The sequence below is a fragment of the Micromonospora sp. 067-2 genome (assembly GCF_046549295.1).
GTDB lineage: Bacteria > Actinomycetota > Actinomycetes > Mycobacteriales > Micromonosporaceae > Micromonospora.
Genome location: NZ_JAJPWB010000003.1, coordinates 492357 through 508472, shown reverse-complemented (window position 1 = coordinate 508472; position 16116 = coordinate 492357). Strand labels below are relative to the sequence as shown.

The window sequence follows — 16116 nt, the reverse complement described above, 5'->3', positions numbered from 1 at the left end:
CAATGGCGGTTGTGGGTTTCGTAGCCGTCCTGGCGCTGATCACCGGTCTCATCCATCTCTACCTGTGGAAACGGCTCGTTCGGGACACCACGACGCCGGGCCGCTGGCGGAGGGTCGGCGGGGTCGCCGCGCTGGTGTTGGCGCTGCTCGTGCCACTCACCCTCGCCGGGACGCAGGCCGGGCTCTACTGGCTCGCCTGGCCGGGCTACCTCTGGCTCGCGCTGATGTTCTACCTGCTAATCGTGCTCGCCGTACTGGAAGTGCCGATGCTCGTCACCCGGCTGGTGCTGCGCCGCCGGGTGATCGCCGTCGAGCCGACCGCCGCCGCGCCCGAGCCGGTGCTCGTCGGTGCCGCCGGGCCGAGCGGGCCGCCGACCGCAGGCGCCGACCGGACACCCGACCACGACCCGGCCCGCCGGCTGCTGCTGGCCCGTGGCGCCGCGATCTTCGCCGGCCTCACGGCCACGGGCATCACGGGGTACGGCGTACGCACCGCGCTCGGCCCGCCCCAACTGGACCGGGTGCGGATCCCGCTCGCGAAGCTCCCCCGCAGCATGGACGGCCTGCGCATCGCGACCGTCTCCGACATCCACCTCGGCCCGCTGCGCGGCCGGGCACACACCGAACGGATCGTCGCCGCGATCAACCGGCTCGACGCCGACCTGGTGGCGGTCGTCGGTGACCTGGTCGACGGCTCGGTCGCCGAGTTGGGCTCGGCCGCCGCACCGCTGCGCGACCTCCGCTCCCGATACGGCAGCTTCTTCGTCACCGGCAACCACGAGTACTACTCCGGTGTGGAGGAGTGGGTCCAGGAGGTGGACCGGCTCGGCCTGCGGGTGCTGCAGAACCAGCGGCAGGAGATCCGGGCCCGGGGCGGCGTGCTCGACCTGGCCGGCGTGAACGACCTCGACGCCACGGGCACCAGCGGCCTCGCCGCCGGGCCGGACTTCGCCGCCGCCCTCGGTGACCGTGACCCGAGCCGCCCGGTGATCCTGCTCGCACACCAGCCGTTGGCCGCGGTGCAGGCGGCCAGGTTCGGCGTCGACCTGCAACTGTCCGGGCACACCCACGGCGGGCAGATGGTGCCGTTCAACCTGGCCGTCGGGCTGGCGCAGCCGGTGGTCAGCGGGCTCGGCGAGGTCGACGGCACCAAGGTCTACGTGACCAACGGCGCCGGTTTTTGGGGCCCACCAGTCCGGGTCGGGGCCGAGCCGCAGATCAGTCTGGTCGAGCTGCGCTCGGCATAGCGGACGTCACGTCCGCGCGTGGCGGCAGGCGGCCGGCGCGGCGGGCGTGACAGGATGCGGCGTGCCCCCGCTCAGCGTCGTACCCTCCGGTGGCCTCCCGCCATTCGTCGCGGACCTGCACATCCACTCGAAATACTCGCGCGCGTGCAGCCGCGACCTCACGCTGCCGAACCTCGCGTGGTGGGCCCGGCGCAAGGGCATCGCCCTGCTCGGCACCGGAGACTTCACCCATCCCGCCTGGTACGACCACCTGCGAGAGACGCTGCGCCCGGCCGAACCGGGGCTCTACCGCCTCGATGAGGAGGCAGAGCGGGACGTCGCCCGCCGCCTGCCGCCTCGACTCGCCAGCACGGCGGAGGCGAACCCGGTCCGGTTCATGTTGAGCGTCGAGATCTCGACCATCTACAAGCGGGATGACCGCACTCGCAAGGTGCACCACCTGATCTACCTGCCCGACCTGGACGCGGTGGCCCGGTTCAACGCCGCGCTCGGCCGGATCGGCAATCTCGGCTCCGACGGTCGACCGATCCTCGGCCTGGACTCCCGGGACCTGCTGGAGATCACCCTCGAAGCAAGCCCGGACGGCTACCTGGTCCCGGCGCACATCTGGACGCCGTGGTTCTCCGCGCTGGGCTCGAAGTCCGGCTTCGACGCGATCGCCGACTGCTACGCCGACCTGGCCGAGCACATCTTCGCCGTGGAGACCGGGCTCTCCTCCGACCCGGCGATGAACTGGCGGGTCGGTAGCCTGGACCGCTACCAGTTGGTCTCCAACTCGGACGCGCACTCCCCGCCAGCGCTGGGCCGCGAGGCGACCGTGCTGACCGCCGAACGCAACTACTTCGCCGTACGGGAAGCGCTGCGGACCGGCGACGGCCTGGCCGGGACCATCGAGTTCTTTCCCGAAGAGGGCAAGTACCACGCGGACGGGCACCGGCTGTGCGGGATCAACTGGTCTCCGGAGCGGACCAAAGCCGCGGGCGGTCGCTGCCCCGAGTGCGGCAAGCCCCTCACCGTGGGCGTCCTGAGCCGGATCGAGGAGTTGGCCGACCGGGCCGAGGGGCACCGGCCGGCGCACGCCCGGGAGGTCACCCACCTGGTGCAACTGGCCGAGATCCTCGGCGAGATCAACAAGGTTGGCGCCCGGTCGAAGAGGGTCGAGGGACGGCTCAACGAGTTGCTCGCCGCGCTCGGCCCCGAGCTGGAGATCCTGACCACGACACCGTTGACCGACATCGCGCAGGCCGGCGGTGAACTTCTCGCCGAGGGCATCGGCCGGCTGCGACGCGGGGAGGTGCGCCGGGTGCCGGGCTACGACGGCGAGTACGGCGTGATCACCCTGTTCGACCCTGCGGAGCTGGGGTCCGGTGCCGACACGACGCAGGAGACGCTGTTCGACGTACCGGTGCCGGCGCAGCGGCGAGGTGTGGAGCCGGCGGCCAGGGTGAAGCGCCCGGCGACGACGGCCTCGGAGCCGAAGCGCAAACAGGCCCCACCGCCCGCCCGGCCACTCGCGCCGCCGCCGTCACCGCACGAGCCGTTCGAGCCGATGCTCGCGGGCATGGAGGAGGTCGGCACCGGCCTGCTGGACCGGCTGGACGCGATGCAGCGGGTGGCCGCCTCCGCGCCCGGTGGTCCACTGCTCATCGTGGCGGGCCCCGGCACCGGCAAGACCCGGACGCTGACCCACCGGATCGCCTACCTGTGCGCGGAGCTGAACGTCTTTCCCGAGCAGTGCCTGGCCATCACCTTCACCCGCCGGGCCGCCGAGGAGCTGCGACACCGCCTCGACGGTCTGCTCGGCCCGGTGGCCGAGGACGTCACGGTGGGCACCTTCCACGCGCTGGGGCTGACCATCCTGCGCGAGAACGCCGAGGCGGCGGGCCTGCCGGCGTCCTTCCGGATCGCCGACGACGCCGAGCGGGCGGCGGCCCGGTCGGAAGCCGGTGACGACCCCGCCAGCTACGTCGCACTGCTGCGCAAGCAGGACCTGGTCGACCTGGACGAGCTGGTGAGCCTGCCGGTGGAGCTGCTGGGAGCCGACCCGGAGCTGGTCGGGCGGTACCGGGACCGCTGGCGCTGGATCTTCGTGGACGAGTACCAGGACGTCGACGCGGTGCAGTACGAGCTGCTGCGGTTGCTGAGCCCCGCCGACGGCAACCTCTGCGCGATCGGCGACCCGGACCAGGCGATCTACTCGTTCCGGGGTGCCGACGTCGGCTACTTCCTGCGCTTCTCCCAGGACTTCTCCGACGCCCGGCTGGTCCGGCTCAACCGCAACTACCGCTCGTCGGCACCCATCCTGGCCGCCGCGGTGCAGGCCATCGCGCCGTCCTCGCTTGTTCGTGGCCGGCGGCTGGACCCGGCCCGGCTCGACCCGGAGGCTCCGCTGGTGGGTCGCTACCCCGCCGCGTCCGTCGCCGAGGAGGCCGACTTCGTGGTCCGCACCGTCGACGAGCTGGTCGGCGGGCTGTCCCACCGGTCACTGGACTCGGGTCGGATCGACGGGCGGTCCACCGCGCTGTCGTTCTCCGACATCGCCGTTCTGTACAGGACCGACGCGCAGGCCGCACCGATCGTGGACGCCCTGAGCCGGGCGAACATCCCGGTGCAGAAGCGCTCACACGACCGGCTGCGGGACCGCCCCGGGGTGGCGGCCATCGCCCGCGAGCTGCGGCACGCCGACGGATTGGCCGGTTCGCTGGCCGCCCGGGTGCGGCTGACCGGCCAGGTGGTGGCGGAGCGGTTCGCCGCACCCACCCTGGACGGCGCCGGCGCGGGCCGTCCCGAGGACGTCCGTGCGGCGGTGGACCTGCTGACCCCGCTGGCCAGGCGGTGCGGCGACGACCTGGAGGCGTTCCTGTCGCAGTTGGCCACCGGCGCGGAGGTCGACGCGCTCGATCCGCGCGCGGAGGCGGTCACCCTGCTCACCCTGCACGCCGCGAAGGGTCTGGAGTTCCCGGTGGTCTTCCTGGTCGGCGTCGAGGACGGGCTGCTGCCGCTGCGCTGGCCGGGTTCGACACCCGACGAGGACGCGGTCGCGGAGGAGCGCCGGCTCTTCTTCGTCGGCCTGACCCGGGCCCAGGACCGCCTGTACGTCACGCACGCCGCCCGCCGGACCCGGCACGGCGTGGAACGCGACTGCCAACCATCACCGTTCCTCGGCGTCATCGACCCCGGCCTGTTCGAGCGGTTCGGCGAGACCGAGCCCCGTCGTCCGAAGGACCGCCAGCTCCGCCTGATCTGAGGGGCGTCGGCGGTCCCGACGCTCGTGCGGCGCCCGCACGCCGGTCTGCTCAGCCGACGAGGGCGGCGAGCCTGGTGCCCGCTGCTCAGCCGACGAGGGCGGCGAGCCAGGTGCCCGCGAGCAGGGCCGGCCCGAGCGGCAGCAGGGTGTCTCGACGCACCCGCCCGGCGGCGAGCAGGCCGAGCACCAAACCGCCGTGCAGGAGATGAGGCAGGAGCAGGCCGGCCAGCAGGGCATCCCGGCCCAGCCAGCCGAGCGGCAGGCCGAGAACGGCGGCGAGCTTCACGTCACCGAAGCCCAACCGGGACCGGGGCAGCAGGGCCAGCAGCACGTGCGCCGCGCCGACGACCGCCGCACCGGCCAGCGCGCCAACCAGCCGACCGGGGGTGCCGGCGAGCAGCGCCGCGCCGGTCAGGCCGCCGAGTGCCAGGGCCCCGGCGGTGCGCACGAGCGCGTCCGGCAGCCGCAGACAGGCCAGGTCGATTTCGGCCAGCACCAGCCCCAGGGCCGCCACCGCGAGGAGCACCGGCAGTGCCGGGTCGTCACCCCGTGCGACGGCGAGCCCGGCGAACACCACGGCCGCCACCACCGGGCTGAGCCAGGCCCACGCGCCCGACCGTGGCCCCGGAGACGCCTCCGCCCGGTCGGGCGGGTCGGTGAAGTGCCGGGCCAGCGGGGGTACGACGAGACCGACCAACGCCCCGAGCAGCGCGACCGACACCAGCGCTGCGGCCGACATGGGCGCGACGTTACCGGCGGTCGCGCACCCGCGCCGCCCCCGATCGTGGCGCCGCGCGGCGGGGGCGTTCGGTGGTCACCACCAGGGCCACCCCGGCGACGATGACCGCACCGCCGAGCAGCACCTGTCCGGTGATCGGCTCGGCCACCAGCAGCGCGCCGAGCGCCACCGCGACCGCCGGGTTGACGTAGGCGTACGTCGAGACCAGCGAAAGGGGTGCGTTGTGCAGCAGCCAGACGTACGCGGTGAAGGCCACCAGCGAGCCGGCCACCATGAGGTAGGCCAGCGCCAGCCAGGAGCGGGCGCTGACCGCCGTCGGATGGAAGTCGCGCAGTTCGCCCCGGCCGGCGGCGATCACGGCCAGCACCAGTGCGCCGGCAACCATCTCGTACACCGTTGCGACGAACGGGTCGGCGGGCATCCGGATCCGTCCGGACAGGAACGAGCCAACCGACCAGGAGGCGGCTCCAGCGACCACGGTCAACGCGCCGACAAGCGGCACCGCGTCAGCGCTGCCGGCGGGCAGAACCAGCAGGACCAGACCGACGAAGCCCAGGGTGACCCCTGCGAACGTCCAGACCGGAGGACGGTCCCCGGTGGCGGTGCGCAGCAGCACCACCAGCAACGGCACGGTCGCCACCAGCAGCGCGGCGATCCCGGACGGCAGCGCCACTCCGGGTGGCCCGGATTCGGCGAGCACCACCAGACCGTTGCCACCGGCGAGCAGGAGCACCCCGACCAGCGCGGCGGAGCCCAGTTGTCGGCGGTCCACCCGCAGCGCGCCCGGCCCACGGCGCAGGCGCAGCACCGCCGCCAGCACCAGGCCCGCGGCGGCGAACCGCATGGCGGCCGACGTCAGCGGGGGCAACGACTCCACCGCGATCCGGATGGCCAGATAGGTGGAGCCCCAGAGTAGATAGACCACGATCAACGCGGTCCAGATCAGGGTCGGTGCGGCGCCAGTGCCACGGCCGGCCGGGCCGGCGGCACTTGGTGGAGATGAGCTCATCGGTGGACCACGCTACGGTGACCTCGGAGTCGGCGTCGTGGTTTGGTGGCCGGCCTCTCATCACTCGTGCAGGAGGGCGGCATGACGAACTACGGACCACCGGGCGGCGGTATCCCGGGACCGTGGCGCGGGCAACGACACGACGAGACACCCGGGGGGCCCACCCAGCAGCCCTACCCGCCAGCGGCCCAGCCCTACCCGCCAACGGCCCAGCCCTACCCGCCAACGGCCCAGCCCTACCCGCCAACGACGCAGTCCTACCCGGCGGCGGCCCAGTCCTACCCGCCGGGAGCGCGGGGGCGACCCGGGCCGTACGGCGACGGGCCGTACGGCGGTCCACCTGTCGCGCCGTACGGCGGAGATCCCTCGCCGACCCCGGGCCGGCGCGGTCGAGGCCCGCTGATCGCGGTACTGACCGTTGTCCTGCTGGTGGTTGCCGCTGGTGGTGGAGCGCTCTGGTTCCTCGGCAGGTCAGGCGATCCAGCCCCGTCGACCGCGCCCACCGGACCGGCCGCCGCGGGGGAGCCCAGCGCCGACGCCACCGCACCGGTCGCGCCCCTGCCGAGCGCCGCGGCGCCGGAGTCGTCGGCCGACTCACGGTTCGTCAAGGTCGGCCAGTGCGTCCGCAACGACGGTGTGGTCGGCGGCAAGCCGAAGTTGTCGATCAGCAACTGCGTCCCGAAGTCGTACGAGGTGCTGGGCCGGATCGACGGCGTGACCACTGGTGAACGGGATGCCAAGGCCAAGTGCGCCAAGGTCGAGAACTACACCGACTGGTACTCCTTCGACAGCGAACTGGACGATCTCGACTTCGTCCTCTGCCTCAAGCAGCGCTGAGACCCACCCACCCCTGGGGATGACATGACGACCTACGGACCACCGGGCTCCGAGCAGCCGGACGACCCGTACCAGCGCCCGCCGACCGGCCCACCACCGGTCGACCCGACCCAGCCCCAGTGGGGTCCACCCGGTGGGCCGCCTCCGCCGTGGGGCCCGCCGCCGGCGGGCGCCGAGCCGCCGACCGCACCGCTGTGGGGTCCACCGCCGGCCTCGGGGCCGGGTTACCCGCCGCCCGCCTCGGCTGGCGGTTACCCGCCGCCGCACGGGCCGTTTCCGCCGGCCGGTCCGACGCCGGGCCAGCCGGTCGCGCCGTGGGGCCAGCCGATGCCCGCCGGGTATCCGCCGATGCCCGGTGGGTACGGGATGCCGCCCGCCGTGGCACCGAAGAAGACCGGCAGGAAGGTCGCCCTGATCGTCGCGCTGGTGGTGCTGCTCCTGCTCTGCCCCTGCCTCGGCCTGGCCGGTTGGGCGGTCTGGAGGGCCGCCGACACCGACAGCACCACCGAACCGACGCCGTCGGCGAGTGCGCGGGCCCTGCCACCCGCCCTGCCCAGCGACGCGCCGAGGTCGGCGGCTCCCAGCCCGAGCGAGGTCGAGTTCGCCAGGGGCGACTGCGTGGTCAACGACGGCAGCGAGGACGACGCGGAGCTGCGTAAGGTGCCGTGCGGCCCGAACACCTACCAGGTGCTACTGCGGATTCCGGCGACCACCGACGGGGACCGGTGCGACACGCTGGCGCCACAGGCCACGGCGAACTACGTGCACGACAACTCGGTCGACCTGTTCGACTATGTGCTCTGCCTGAAGAAGCGATAGCCGGTAGCCAAAACTAGGGTTGTCTAGCCTGGACGCTAGACAGCCCTAGTTTCTTGTCGACAGCCCCGACACGCCGGTAGCCCCATCTATCCACGTCTAGCCTCGCCGCTAGATGGCCCGATACTGTGCGATGCGTGGATCCGGTCCGCAACCCGTACGCCCCGGGCGCTGGCCAGCGCCCGCCCGAACTCGCCGGGCGGGGGCGGGAACTGGACGTCTTCGACGTCGTGCTGGAGCGCATCGCCCGAGGCCGTCCAGAACGCAGCCTCATGCTCACCGGGCTGCGCGGCGTCGGCAAGACCGTCCTGCTCAACACACTCCGATCGCAGGCGATCAACCGACTCTGGGGCAGCGGCAAGATCGAGGCACGCCCCGACCAGTCGCTGCGCCGCCCGGTGGCTGCCGCGCTGCACATGGCGGTCCGCGAGCTTGCCCCCCGGCACCGGGCACCCGACCGGATCGACGCCTTTCTCGGGGTCCTCAAGGCGTTCGCCCAACGATCGGCCCCGACCGGCCGTGCCGGTGCCGCCCCGAAGCTGCGCGACCGGTGGCAGCCCGGGATCGACGTGCCGGCGGCCAGCGGTCGGGCCGACTCCGGTGACATCGAGATCGACCTGGTCGAGCTGCTCAGCGACGCCGCCGCCGTGGCCAGCGACGTGGGCACCGGCATCGCCATCTTCATCGACGAGATGCAGGACCTCGGTCCGGAGGACGTGTCGGCGCTCTGCGCCGCCTGCCACGAGTTGTCCCAGCTCGGCGCGCCGCTGATCGTCGTCGGCGCGGGCCTGCCACACCTGCCGGCCGTGCTCAGCGCCGCCAAGTCGTACTCCGAACGGCTGTTCCGCTACCAGCGCATCGACCGGCTCGACCGGATCGCCGCCGACCAGGCGCTCTGCGCGCCGGCCGAGCGCGAGGAGGTGGAGTACGAGCAGAAGGCGCTCGACCTGCTCTACGAGAAGTCCGGCGGCTACCCCTACTTCGTCCAGGCGTACGGGAAGGCGACCTGGGATCATGCTCCACGCTCGCCGGTCACCGCCGCCGACGTCCGTGTCGCCGCGCCGGAGGCGGAGGCCGAGTTGGCGGTCGGTTTCTTCGGCTCCCGATTCGAGCGGGCCACTCCCGCCGAGCGTGAATACATGCGGGCGATGGCGACGCTGTCGCTGGTGGAGGGAGAGTCCGGCGGCGTGGTCCGCGACGACATGGACGCGGCGGTGCCCACCGCTGAGATCGCCCGGGCCCTGGGCCGTAAGCCGGCCAGCCTCTCCCCGGCTCGGGACGCCCTGATCAAGAAGGGGCTGATCTACTCCGGTGAGCGGGGCACGGTGGCCTTCACCGTTCCGCACTTCGGCCGGTACCTACGCACGCAACCGGTCTGACCCGCCCCGGCGGTCGCGTTCCGCCGACGTGGTCAGACGTGCGACCACGGCTGCGGAAAGAGCACCTCGCCGCGCGGCGGTGGCCCTTCCTCGCTCGTGGACGGCGGCAGCACCAGCGCCTGCCAGGGCTCGCCGAGACCGGCCCACGGGCTGGTCAGTCCCAGCTCGCTGGCCGGGACGAACCCGAACCGGCGGTAGAAGGCCGGGTCACCGAGCACGACGACCAGCCGCTCACCCAGCTCGGTGCCGGCGTCCAGGGCGGCCTGCACCACCGCCGTTCCGTGCCCGATCCGCTGCCGGTGCGGCGCCACCGCCACCGGCCCGAACGCCAGAGCTGGCATGTCCACCCCGCGCTCCGGTCGCACCCGCACCCGGGTGAGGAGGGCGTAGCCGACCACCTCGCCGCCGTATTCAGCGACCATGGCCAGCTCCGGCAGCCAGGCGTCGGTGCCGCGCAGCGCGTCGACGAGGCCCACCTCCGGCGGCGTGGCCACGTCCGGCCGGGCGAACGCCGTGCCCAGCACCAGACGCACCGGCCCGACGTCGGCCGGGTCCTCGGGTCGTAGCCGCAGCGTGGTCACCCGCGCGACGTTACCCGTCATGGCCGGTCCATCAGCGATGGTCGCTCGAATCGGCGTGGCGCATGTGCACGATCACCGATTCGGATCCGCCCGTTGCCGGGGTAGTAAAGGGCGCGACGGGGTATGACTGATCCATGACGCCCGTACGCTCTCTAGCCCGCGCCATGCTGAGCGGCATCTTCGTGGTCAGCGGGTACCGCAACCTCCGCAACCCGGATCGCCTGGCGGTGGCGGCCAAACCGGTGACCGACAAGGTCGCGCCCCTCCTGCAGAAGGCACACCCGAGTTTCCCGACCGAGACCCGGACGCTGATCAGGCTCAACTCCGCTGTGCAGATGAGCGCCGGTCTGATGCTGGCCACCGGGCGGCTCAGCCGGCCCGCCGCGCTGGTCCTGGCCGGCACGCTGGTGCCGGTGACCATCGCCGGGCATCCCTTCTGGAACAACGACGACCCGGCAACCCGGAACAACAACCAGGTCCACTTCCTGAAGAACCTCGGCCTCTTCGGCGGCCTGCTGCTCGCCGCGACGGACACCGGAGGCAAGCCGGGTCTGCGGTGGCGGACGGGTCACCGCATCGGCCACTCTCGACGTTCCGTGCAGCGCGCCGTCCGCACCGCGCGGCGGGACGCCCGGATCGCCGTCCGATCCGCGGCCACCGCCCGTCGACTCCCCGGCTGACCTGCGTCGATTCCCTCTCGCGTCACCCCCACCCCCCGCCAAGGCCGCGAATTACCTGAACCCCCCGGTAGGCGTTAACGCGGTGGAAATGTCAAAAACATGTGTGGGATCGGACACGGTCCCATAACGCGGGAGGCACTGACGTGAGGCGCCGTTCTAGGCTCCCTGCAGGACCTGGACGGGTAGGACGACCCTGGTATGGAGGTGGCCGCGCCATGCCGACGACCGTCGGTAGTCGGGCGGACCGCCTCGCCCCAGTCCAACGCGCGATGCGTCGGATCGATCGCCGGAATGTCGTACGGGGTGCCATCGTGGCCGCCGTCGCCTACGCCGCATGGCTCGCCATCGGGGCGTTCGGGCGGCCGTACAACTTCTTCGACATGAAGATCTACCACGGCGCCGTGGTGTGGTGGGCGAGCGGGCACGAGCTCTACGAGTTCATCGCGCCCGGCACCACTCTCGGCTTCACCTACCCGCCGTTCGCCGGCCTGGTCATGCTGCCGATGGCGCAGTTCCCCATCGGCGTGGCCGGGATGATCAACGCCCTCGCCAGCATCGCCGCGTTGGCGCTGGTGCTGGCCGGTCTGCTCCGCCCCATCGTGGACCGGCTGGCCTGGCCCCTGTGGTTCACCGTGGCCGTGGCGGTGCCGCTCGCGGTAGCTATCGAGCCGAGCCGGGAAACCCTCGGCTACGGCCAGGTCAACCTGCTGCTCTTCGCGTTGATCATGGCCGACCTGATCGGGCTGCGCTGGCGCACCCGCCGGGGCACCCACTACGCCCCGACCGACGGGCCCCTGTTGCGCTTTCTCTACGGTGGCGCCTGGGCCGGTGCCGGCATCGGCCTGGCCACCGCGGTCAAGCTCACCCCGGCGCTGTTCATCGCCTACCTGCTGATCACCCGACAGTGGCGGGCGGCGGCCACCGCGATCGGCACCACGATCGGCGTGACGGTGGGAACCTTCGCCTTCGTCGGCGACGAGTCGCGGACGTACTTCGGCAGCGTGCTCTGGCAGACCGAGCGGGTCGGCGCGGCGGACATGACGCCGAACCAGTCGCTGGCCGGCCTGCTGGCCCGGCTGTACGACTCGATCGAGACCCCCGGGCTGCTCTGGCTCTCGTTCTCGGTGCTGATCCTGGCGCTGGGCCTGTCCCGGGCGGTCAGCTCGCGTGCCGACGGTGACGAGCTGACCGCGTTCACGCTGGTTGGTCTCACCGCCAACGTGATCAGTCCGATCTCCTGGACGCACCACCTGGTGTGGGTGATCCCGGCGATCATCGTGCTGGCCGACGCCGCGGTGCGTCGGCGGGAGGCGAGCCGGGGATCGGCGCTGCGCACGGGCCAGGGGACGACGTTCGGCGGGCTGCCGGGGCTCAACGGGCTCCGGCCACCGATCTGGTATCCCACACTGACCGGGCTCCGGCACGGCGTGGCGGCGGTCGGGCTCTACCTGCTCTTCCTGATCTCCCCGATCTGGCCGTACGAGCACCAACTGCCGGAGATGTCGCACTACCAGGACGGCCTGTTCGGCGCGCTGATGGAAAACTCGCTCGCCATCGCACTGATCGTGCTGGTCGCCGCGTTGCCCTGGCGTCCGGGTGCCGAGCCGGCGTTCTACACCGATCGGCTCGCCCGGGCCGTGGTGGTCAACGGCCGCCGTTGAGCGGTCAGGGACAGTTGACCCATTCCTCGGTGCCGTCGGCGAAGACCTGCCGCTTCCAGATCGGCAGCCGCGCCTTGGCCTCGTCCACGAGCCGGGCGCAGGCGGCGAAGGCCGCCGCACGGTGCGCGGTGCTCACCGAGGCCACGAGCGCCACGTCGCCGATCGCCAGTGGGCCGACCCGGTGCGAGATCGCCACGGCGTAGACCTCGGGTTCAGCCACGATCTCGGCGGCCACCTCACGCAGCACCTGCTCGGCGCTCGGATGCCCTTCGTACTCGAGGCTGACCACCGGACGGCCGTGGTCGTGGTCGCGAACCACACCCTGGAACGAGACCACCGCGCCGGCGCGACGATCGGAGACCGCCGCCTCGTGCGCGGCCAGGTCGAGCGGTTGGGCGGTGACCTCGCCGAAGGTGATCGCCGGCGCGGTCATGACGCGCGCTCCCCGGGCAGCAACGGCAGTGGCACGATCGGCACACGGTCGCCCGGTTGCCCGTTGGTTCCCGGCCGGATCACGGCGAACCCGTCCGCGCCGGCCAGACCGCGCAGCATCGCCGAACCGACGTGCCGCACCGGGCACGCGGTGCCGGCGGCCCGGTCCAGACGGACCAGCGCCAGGTGGGTGTGGTCGCCGCGACCGGGCACCGCCTCAGCCAACGTGACCTGCGACAGCACCGGCATCGGGCGGCCCTGGAGGCCGGCGAGCAGGGGGGCGACCAGCGACACCAGCGCGACGATGGCGGACTGTGGGTTTCCCGGAAGCCCAGCGACGAACCGGACCCGCCCGTCGTGGCCGACGATCCGCGCCAGCAACATCGGGAAACCGGGACGCACCGCCACCGTGTTGACCACGTAGTCGGCGCCGAGCGCCTCCAGGGCCGGGTGCAGGTGGTCGACGGGCCCGTTCATCGTGCCGCCGGTGGTGCAGACCAGATCGGCGTTTGTCAGCGCCGTACGCAGGGCCGCCACGTGCGCGGGCAGGGTGTCGGCCACCGGGCCGACCACGTCGGACGAACGGACCTGGCAGCCGTAGCGGCGCAGCCACGCGGGGACCGCCGGACCCAGCGCGTCCCGAACCCGGCCGGCCGCGGGCAGGCCCGCGGTGAGGAGTTCGTCACCGAAGATCAGCAGCGCGGCGCGCGGCGTCCGCCGCACCCGCAGCGTGTCGTGCCCGCAGGAAGCCGCCAGGCCGATCACCGCCGGGTCGACCGGCGTGCCGACCGGTGCCAGCTCCTCATCGGCGTACGCCTCCTCGCCGGGCTGCCGCCACTCCGGCGTCTCCCGGAGGGTGCCGCTGACCAGACCGTCGATGGTGGTGGACTCCTCGACGCGGAGCACGGCGGTCGTACCGACCGGAACCATCGCGCCGGTGGCGATCTCCACCGTCGTGTCGTCCTCGACGAGCGGCGCGGGGGTGTTGCCGGCGAGCACCCGGCCGACGACGCGCCACGGGCCGGCGCCACGCACGGCCCAGCCATCCACGCTGGAGGTGGGGAAGGCCGGCAGGTCGGTGCGGGTGGTCAACGGCTCGGCCAGGGTCAGCCCGTCGGTGTCGACAAGGGGCCGGGCGGTGGCGGGAAGCGCGGCGGCCAGGCCGACCGCGTACACCCGGGATCGTGCTTCCTCCCACCCGGCCGGCGGGGGCGCGGTGACCCGGTGCGCGGTTGGTGCGGTTTCCGTGCTCACCGGCCGAGCCTATCCGGCTGCACCGGCAGCCGCCGGGCCTGGACGCGGACCGGTCAGTGGTCTCCGCCGCGGAGTTGGTCGACGGTGTGCCCCAGGATCGGCCCGAGCACGGCCAGGCCGTCGCGGGCGCCGCCGGTCGACCCGGGCAGGTTGACCACCAGCATCCGGCCGGTCACCCCGGCCAGGCCCCGGGAGAGCACCGAGGTGGGCACTCGGTCGCGGCTGTACGCACGGATCGCCTCGGCGATGCCGGGGATCTCGTAATCCAGCAGTGCCCGGGTCACGTCCGGTGTCTGGTCCGACGGGGTGACGCCGGTGCCGCCGCTGGTCAGCACCACGTCGATGCCGTCGTCGAGCGCGACCCGCAGGGCCGTGCCGACCGGCGGACCGTCGGGCACCACCACCGGGTCGTCGACCTGGCAGCCCAGCTCGACCAGCCCCGCGACGAGGAGCGGGCCACTCGTGTCGGCGTAGACGCCGGCTGCGGCCCGGTTGGACGCGACGATCACCCGGGCGCGGATCACGGCCGGTCCTCCGGTCGGACCCACGTGCCGGTCTTGCCGCCCTCCTTGCGCAGCACCCGGACCGCCTCCACCGAGGCCGCCGGGTCGACCGCCTTGACCATGTCGACCAGGGCGAGACCGGCGACCGCGACCGCGGTGAGCGCCTCCATCTCCACCCCCGTCCGGTCCGCCGTGCGGGCGGTGGCGGTGATCTCCACGGTGTCGGCGGTCACCAGCAGGTCGACGGTGACACCGTGCAGGGCGATCGGGTGGCAGAGCGGGATCAGATCCGGTGTGCGTTTGGCGCCCATGATCCCCGCCAGCCGACCGACCGCGAGCGCGTCGCCCTTGGGCAACCCGTCGCGGCGCAACAGGTCGACGACCTCGGGCGTGGTCCGCAGCCGACCCGCCGCGACGGCCTGCCGGCCGGTCACCGCCTTGGCGGAAACGTCGACCATGCGGGCCGCGCCTGCGCTGTCGAGATGGTTGAGCTGCGCGGGTCCGGGCTGCGCGCGTTCGGTCACGGTCGTGAGCCTATCGGTGCGGTACGACGGCCTGGTGTTCGGAAGGAGCGGCGCCCGAGTGCCGAGCGCGTCTGGTGCTGTCGACGCACCGGCGGTACGCCGCTCCTCCCTCACCGACCCGCCGCCGAAGTCGCTGGGGGGACCTGGCAGCGGGCGTGTGTCGACGACCCGGTTCTGCCCGCGGGCAGAACCTCCCCCGTTCGCCGATACGGCCAAGAAGCTACCGGGCTCGGCGATGAGAAATCGATAAGCGCCGTTCGGGCAGGTCAGCGGCCCGAGTCCGCGACACCGTCACCCAGTTCGGCGAGGCGGCGCTCGACGTCGAAGCGCTCCGGCACGCCCATCCTGCGAAAGATTGACGGCTTCCGGGCCACCTCGTGTTCCTGTTGGGCCTCGACCAGACGGCCCAGACCGCGATACGCGATCCCGAGATCGTTGCGCACCTCGGCCTCGGCGTACCGGTGCCCGGTGCGGTCGCGTAGTGCCAACGAGGCCAGAAGGATCCGGATTGCCTGTGGAAGATCACCCATGCGGACTCGCACGGCGCCGATGTGGCTGAGCGCGTTGAGAGTGTGAAACTCGTCGGAGTTCGCCCGGGCCCACGCCAGGTGCAGGCGCAACGCCTCCTCGTAGCGACCGAGCGAGGTCAGCGCTATGCCAAGATTCGGCAGCACCATCGGCACCCTGACGTTGCCGTACCCCTTGTGGTCGCGCAGGCACCCCAAACCAACCGTCACCGCCTCGGTGAGGTTGCCACTCCACCAGTAGACAGCCGCGAGATTGGCGCGATACCGCGCGGTGTTCAAAACGTCCCGCGACTCTCTGGCGAGGGCGACCGCGCGAGTCAGGTAATCGAGTGCGCCCCGGTTATCGCCGGTCCGAACGTAGGCGGAGGCGGGGTAGTTGTTCATCGACGCCATCGCCTCGACATTCCCCGTTGCTTCCGCCGCCGGTTCAACTTACGCACGGTCAACCGACTCGGTGGATGAGTCGCGGCATCTCAGCGCCCACACTGATGGGCACGGCCCTATCGGTCAGCCCAGCTCGCAACAACCCGCAACGGAACGGGTGCACCAGGCGAGCATTCCAATGCTCTCCGCACCGGAACCCAAACAGAATGTTACTTATGCCCACGGGATTGACTAATGTTGAGGATAACGACATTTATCGTCCCTAACTATGCCCAACCCCATTTAAACTCATTCGT

General features: G+C 72.3%; 15 protein-coding genes. 7 read left to right on the top strand and 8 right to left on the bottom strand.

From position 1 onward, the window contains the following. Positions 1–2: 2 nt before the first annotated feature. Together ACLJN9_RS09075 and ACLJN9_RS09070 are read left to right on the top strand one after the other, a co-directional pair. Positions 3–1247 carry a metallophosphoesterase gene (locus tag ACLJN9_RS09075; RefSeq protein ID WP_410810660.1) on the top strand — a complete coding sequence of 415 codons (1245 nt, stop codon included), beginning with the start codon at positions 3–5 and terminating at the stop codon, positions 1245–1247. Between the two features lie 61 nt (positions 1248–1308). Continuing rightward, a complete protein-coding gene (locus tag ACLJN9_RS09070) occupies positions 1309–4494 on the top strand; it encodes a UvrD-helicase domain-containing protein (RefSeq protein WP_410810659.1) in 3186 nt (1061 codons plus the stop codon). 85 nt (positions 4495–4579) lie between these two features. Here ACLJN9_RS09070 and ACLJN9_RS09065 read toward each other — a convergent pair whose 3' ends face one another. Together ACLJN9_RS09065 and ACLJN9_RS09060 are read right to left on the bottom strand one after the other, a co-directional pair. After that, positions 4580–5233 carry a prepilin peptidase gene (locus ACLJN9_RS09065; RefSeq protein ID WP_410810658.1) on the bottom strand — a complete coding sequence of 218 codons (654 nt, stop codon included), beginning with the start codon at positions 5231–5233 and terminating at the stop codon, positions 4580–4582. Between the two features lie 10 nt (positions 5234–5243). Then, the gene (locus ACLJN9_RS09060) at positions 5244–6242 is read right to left on the bottom strand and encodes an EamA family transporter (RefSeq protein WP_410810657.1); all 999 of its coding nucleotides are present in this window, start codon (positions 6240–6242) and stop codon (positions 5244–5246) included. An 81-nt stretch (positions 6243–6323) separates the two neighbouring features. Here ACLJN9_RS09060 and ACLJN9_RS09055 point away from each other — a divergent pair, with 81 nt between their 5' ends. From ACLJN9_RS09055 to ACLJN9_RS09045, 3 genes are all read left to right on the top strand, one after another. After that, positions 6324–7079, top strand: coding sequence for a flagellar basal body protein FliL (locus ACLJN9_RS09055; RefSeq protein WP_410810656.1), 756 nt, complete (start codon positions 6324–6326; stop codon positions 7077–7079). Positions 7080–7490: 411 nt separating this feature from the next. Beyond that, the gene (locus tag ACLJN9_RS09050) at positions 7491–7898 is read left to right on the top strand and encodes a hypothetical protein (protein WP_410810810.1); all 408 of its coding nucleotides are present in this window, start codon (positions 7491–7493) and stop codon (positions 7896–7898) included. Positions 7899–8032: 134 nt separating this feature from the next. Then, on the top strand, positions 8033–9274 hold the full coding sequence (locus ACLJN9_RS09045; RefSeq protein ID WP_410810655.1) for an AAA family ATPase: 1242 nt from the start codon (positions 8033–8035) through the stop codon (positions 9272–9274). Positions 9275–9306: 32 nt separating this feature from the next. On the opposite strand, the gene ACLJN9_RS09040 is transcribed toward ACLJN9_RS09045, so the two are convergent. Then, entirely contained in the window at positions 9307–9876 is a 570-nt protein-coding gene (locus ACLJN9_RS09040) for a GNAT family N-acetyltransferase (protein ID WP_410810654.1), read from the bottom strand. Positions 9877–9989: 113 nt separating this feature from the next. Between ACLJN9_RS09040 and ACLJN9_RS09035 the strand changes: the two genes are divergently transcribed. Both ACLJN9_RS09035 and ACLJN9_RS09030 read left to right on the top strand, forming a co-directional pair. After that, a complete protein-coding gene (locus ACLJN9_RS09035) occupies positions 9990–10535 on the top strand; it encodes a DoxX family protein (protein WP_410810653.1) in 546 nt (181 codons plus the stop codon). A 215-nt stretch (positions 10536–10750) separates the two neighbouring features. Next, on the top strand, positions 10751–12196 hold the full coding sequence (locus tag ACLJN9_RS09030; RefSeq protein WP_410810652.1) for a glycosyltransferase 87 family protein: 1446 nt from the start codon (positions 10751–10753) through the stop codon (positions 12194–12196). A gap of 4 nt (positions 12197–12200) precedes the next feature. On the opposite strand, the gene ACLJN9_RS09025 is transcribed toward ACLJN9_RS09030, so the two are convergent. The 5 genes from ACLJN9_RS09025 to ACLJN9_RS09005 form a co-directional block, all read right to left on the bottom strand. Beyond that, entirely contained in the window at positions 12201–12629 is a 429-nt protein-coding gene (locus ACLJN9_RS09025) for a molybdenum cofactor biosynthesis protein MoaE (RefSeq protein WP_410810651.1), read from the bottom strand. Further along, positions 12626–13882 (bottom strand): molybdopterin molybdotransferase MoeA, encoded by a 1257-nt coding sequence (locus tag ACLJN9_RS09020; RefSeq protein ID WP_410810650.1) that lies wholly within the window; start codon positions 13880–13882, stop codon positions 12626–12628. Before ACLJN9_RS09020 ends, ACLJN9_RS09025 begins: the two co-directional genes overlap by 4 nt. 53 nt (positions 13883–13935) lie before the next feature. Further along, positions 13936–14406, bottom strand: a complete 471-nt coding sequence (locus ACLJN9_RS09015; RefSeq protein WP_410810649.1) for a molybdenum cofactor biosynthesis protein B — start codon at positions 14404–14406, stop codon at positions 13936–13938. Further along, positions 14403–14909 (bottom strand): cyclic pyranopterin monophosphate synthase MoaC, encoded by a 507-nt coding sequence (moaC, locus tag ACLJN9_RS09010; RefSeq protein ID WP_410810648.1) that lies wholly within the window; start codon positions 14907–14909, stop codon positions 14403–14405. Before moaC ends, ACLJN9_RS09015 begins: the two co-directional genes overlap by 4 nt. A gap of 266 nt (positions 14910–15175) precedes the next feature. Continuing rightward, positions 15176–15820 (bottom strand): tetratricopeptide repeat protein, encoded by a 645-nt coding sequence (locus ACLJN9_RS09005; protein ID WP_410810647.1) that lies wholly within the window; start codon positions 15818–15820, stop codon positions 15176–15178. Positions 15821–16116: the final 296 nt, after the last annotated feature.

Excerpts from the sequence above, each read along its gene's own strand:
- ACLJN9_RS09075 (WP_410810660.1), top strand. The coding sequence starts at position 3 with ATGGCGGTTGTGGGTTTCGTAGCCGTCCTGGCGCTGATCACCGGTCTC.
- ACLJN9_RS09065 (WP_410810658.1), bottom strand. The coding sequence starts at position 5,233 with ATGTCGGCCGCAGCGCTGGTGTCGGTCGCGCTGCTCGGGGCGTTGGTC.
- ACLJN9_RS09060 (WP_410810657.1), bottom strand. The coding sequence starts at position 6,242 with ATGAGCTCATCTCCACCAAGTGCCGCCGGCCCGGCCGGCCGTGGCACT.
- ACLJN9_RS09055 (WP_410810656.1), top strand. The coding sequence starts at position 6,324 with ATGACGAACTACGGACCACCGGGCGGCGGTATCCCGGGACCGTGGCGC.
- ACLJN9_RS09040 (WP_410810654.1), bottom strand. The coding sequence starts at position 9,876 with ATGACGGGTAACGTCGCGCGGGTGACCACGCTGCGGCTACGACCCGAG.
- ACLJN9_RS09035 (WP_410810653.1), top strand. The coding sequence starts at position 9,990 with ATGACGCCCGTACGCTCTCTAGCCCGCGCCATGCTGAGCGGCATCTTC.
- ACLJN9_RS09030 (WP_410810652.1), top strand. The coding sequence starts at position 10,751 with ATGCCGACGACCGTCGGTAGTCGGGCGGACCGCCTCGCCCCAGTCCAA.
- ACLJN9_RS09025 (WP_410810651.1), bottom strand. The coding sequence starts at position 12,629 with ATGACCGCGCCGGCGATCACCTTCGGCGAGGTCACCGCCCAACCGCTC.
- ACLJN9_RS09005 (WP_410810647.1), bottom strand. The coding sequence starts at position 15,820 with ATGAACAACTACCCCGCCTCCGCCTACGTTCGGACCGGCGATAACCGG.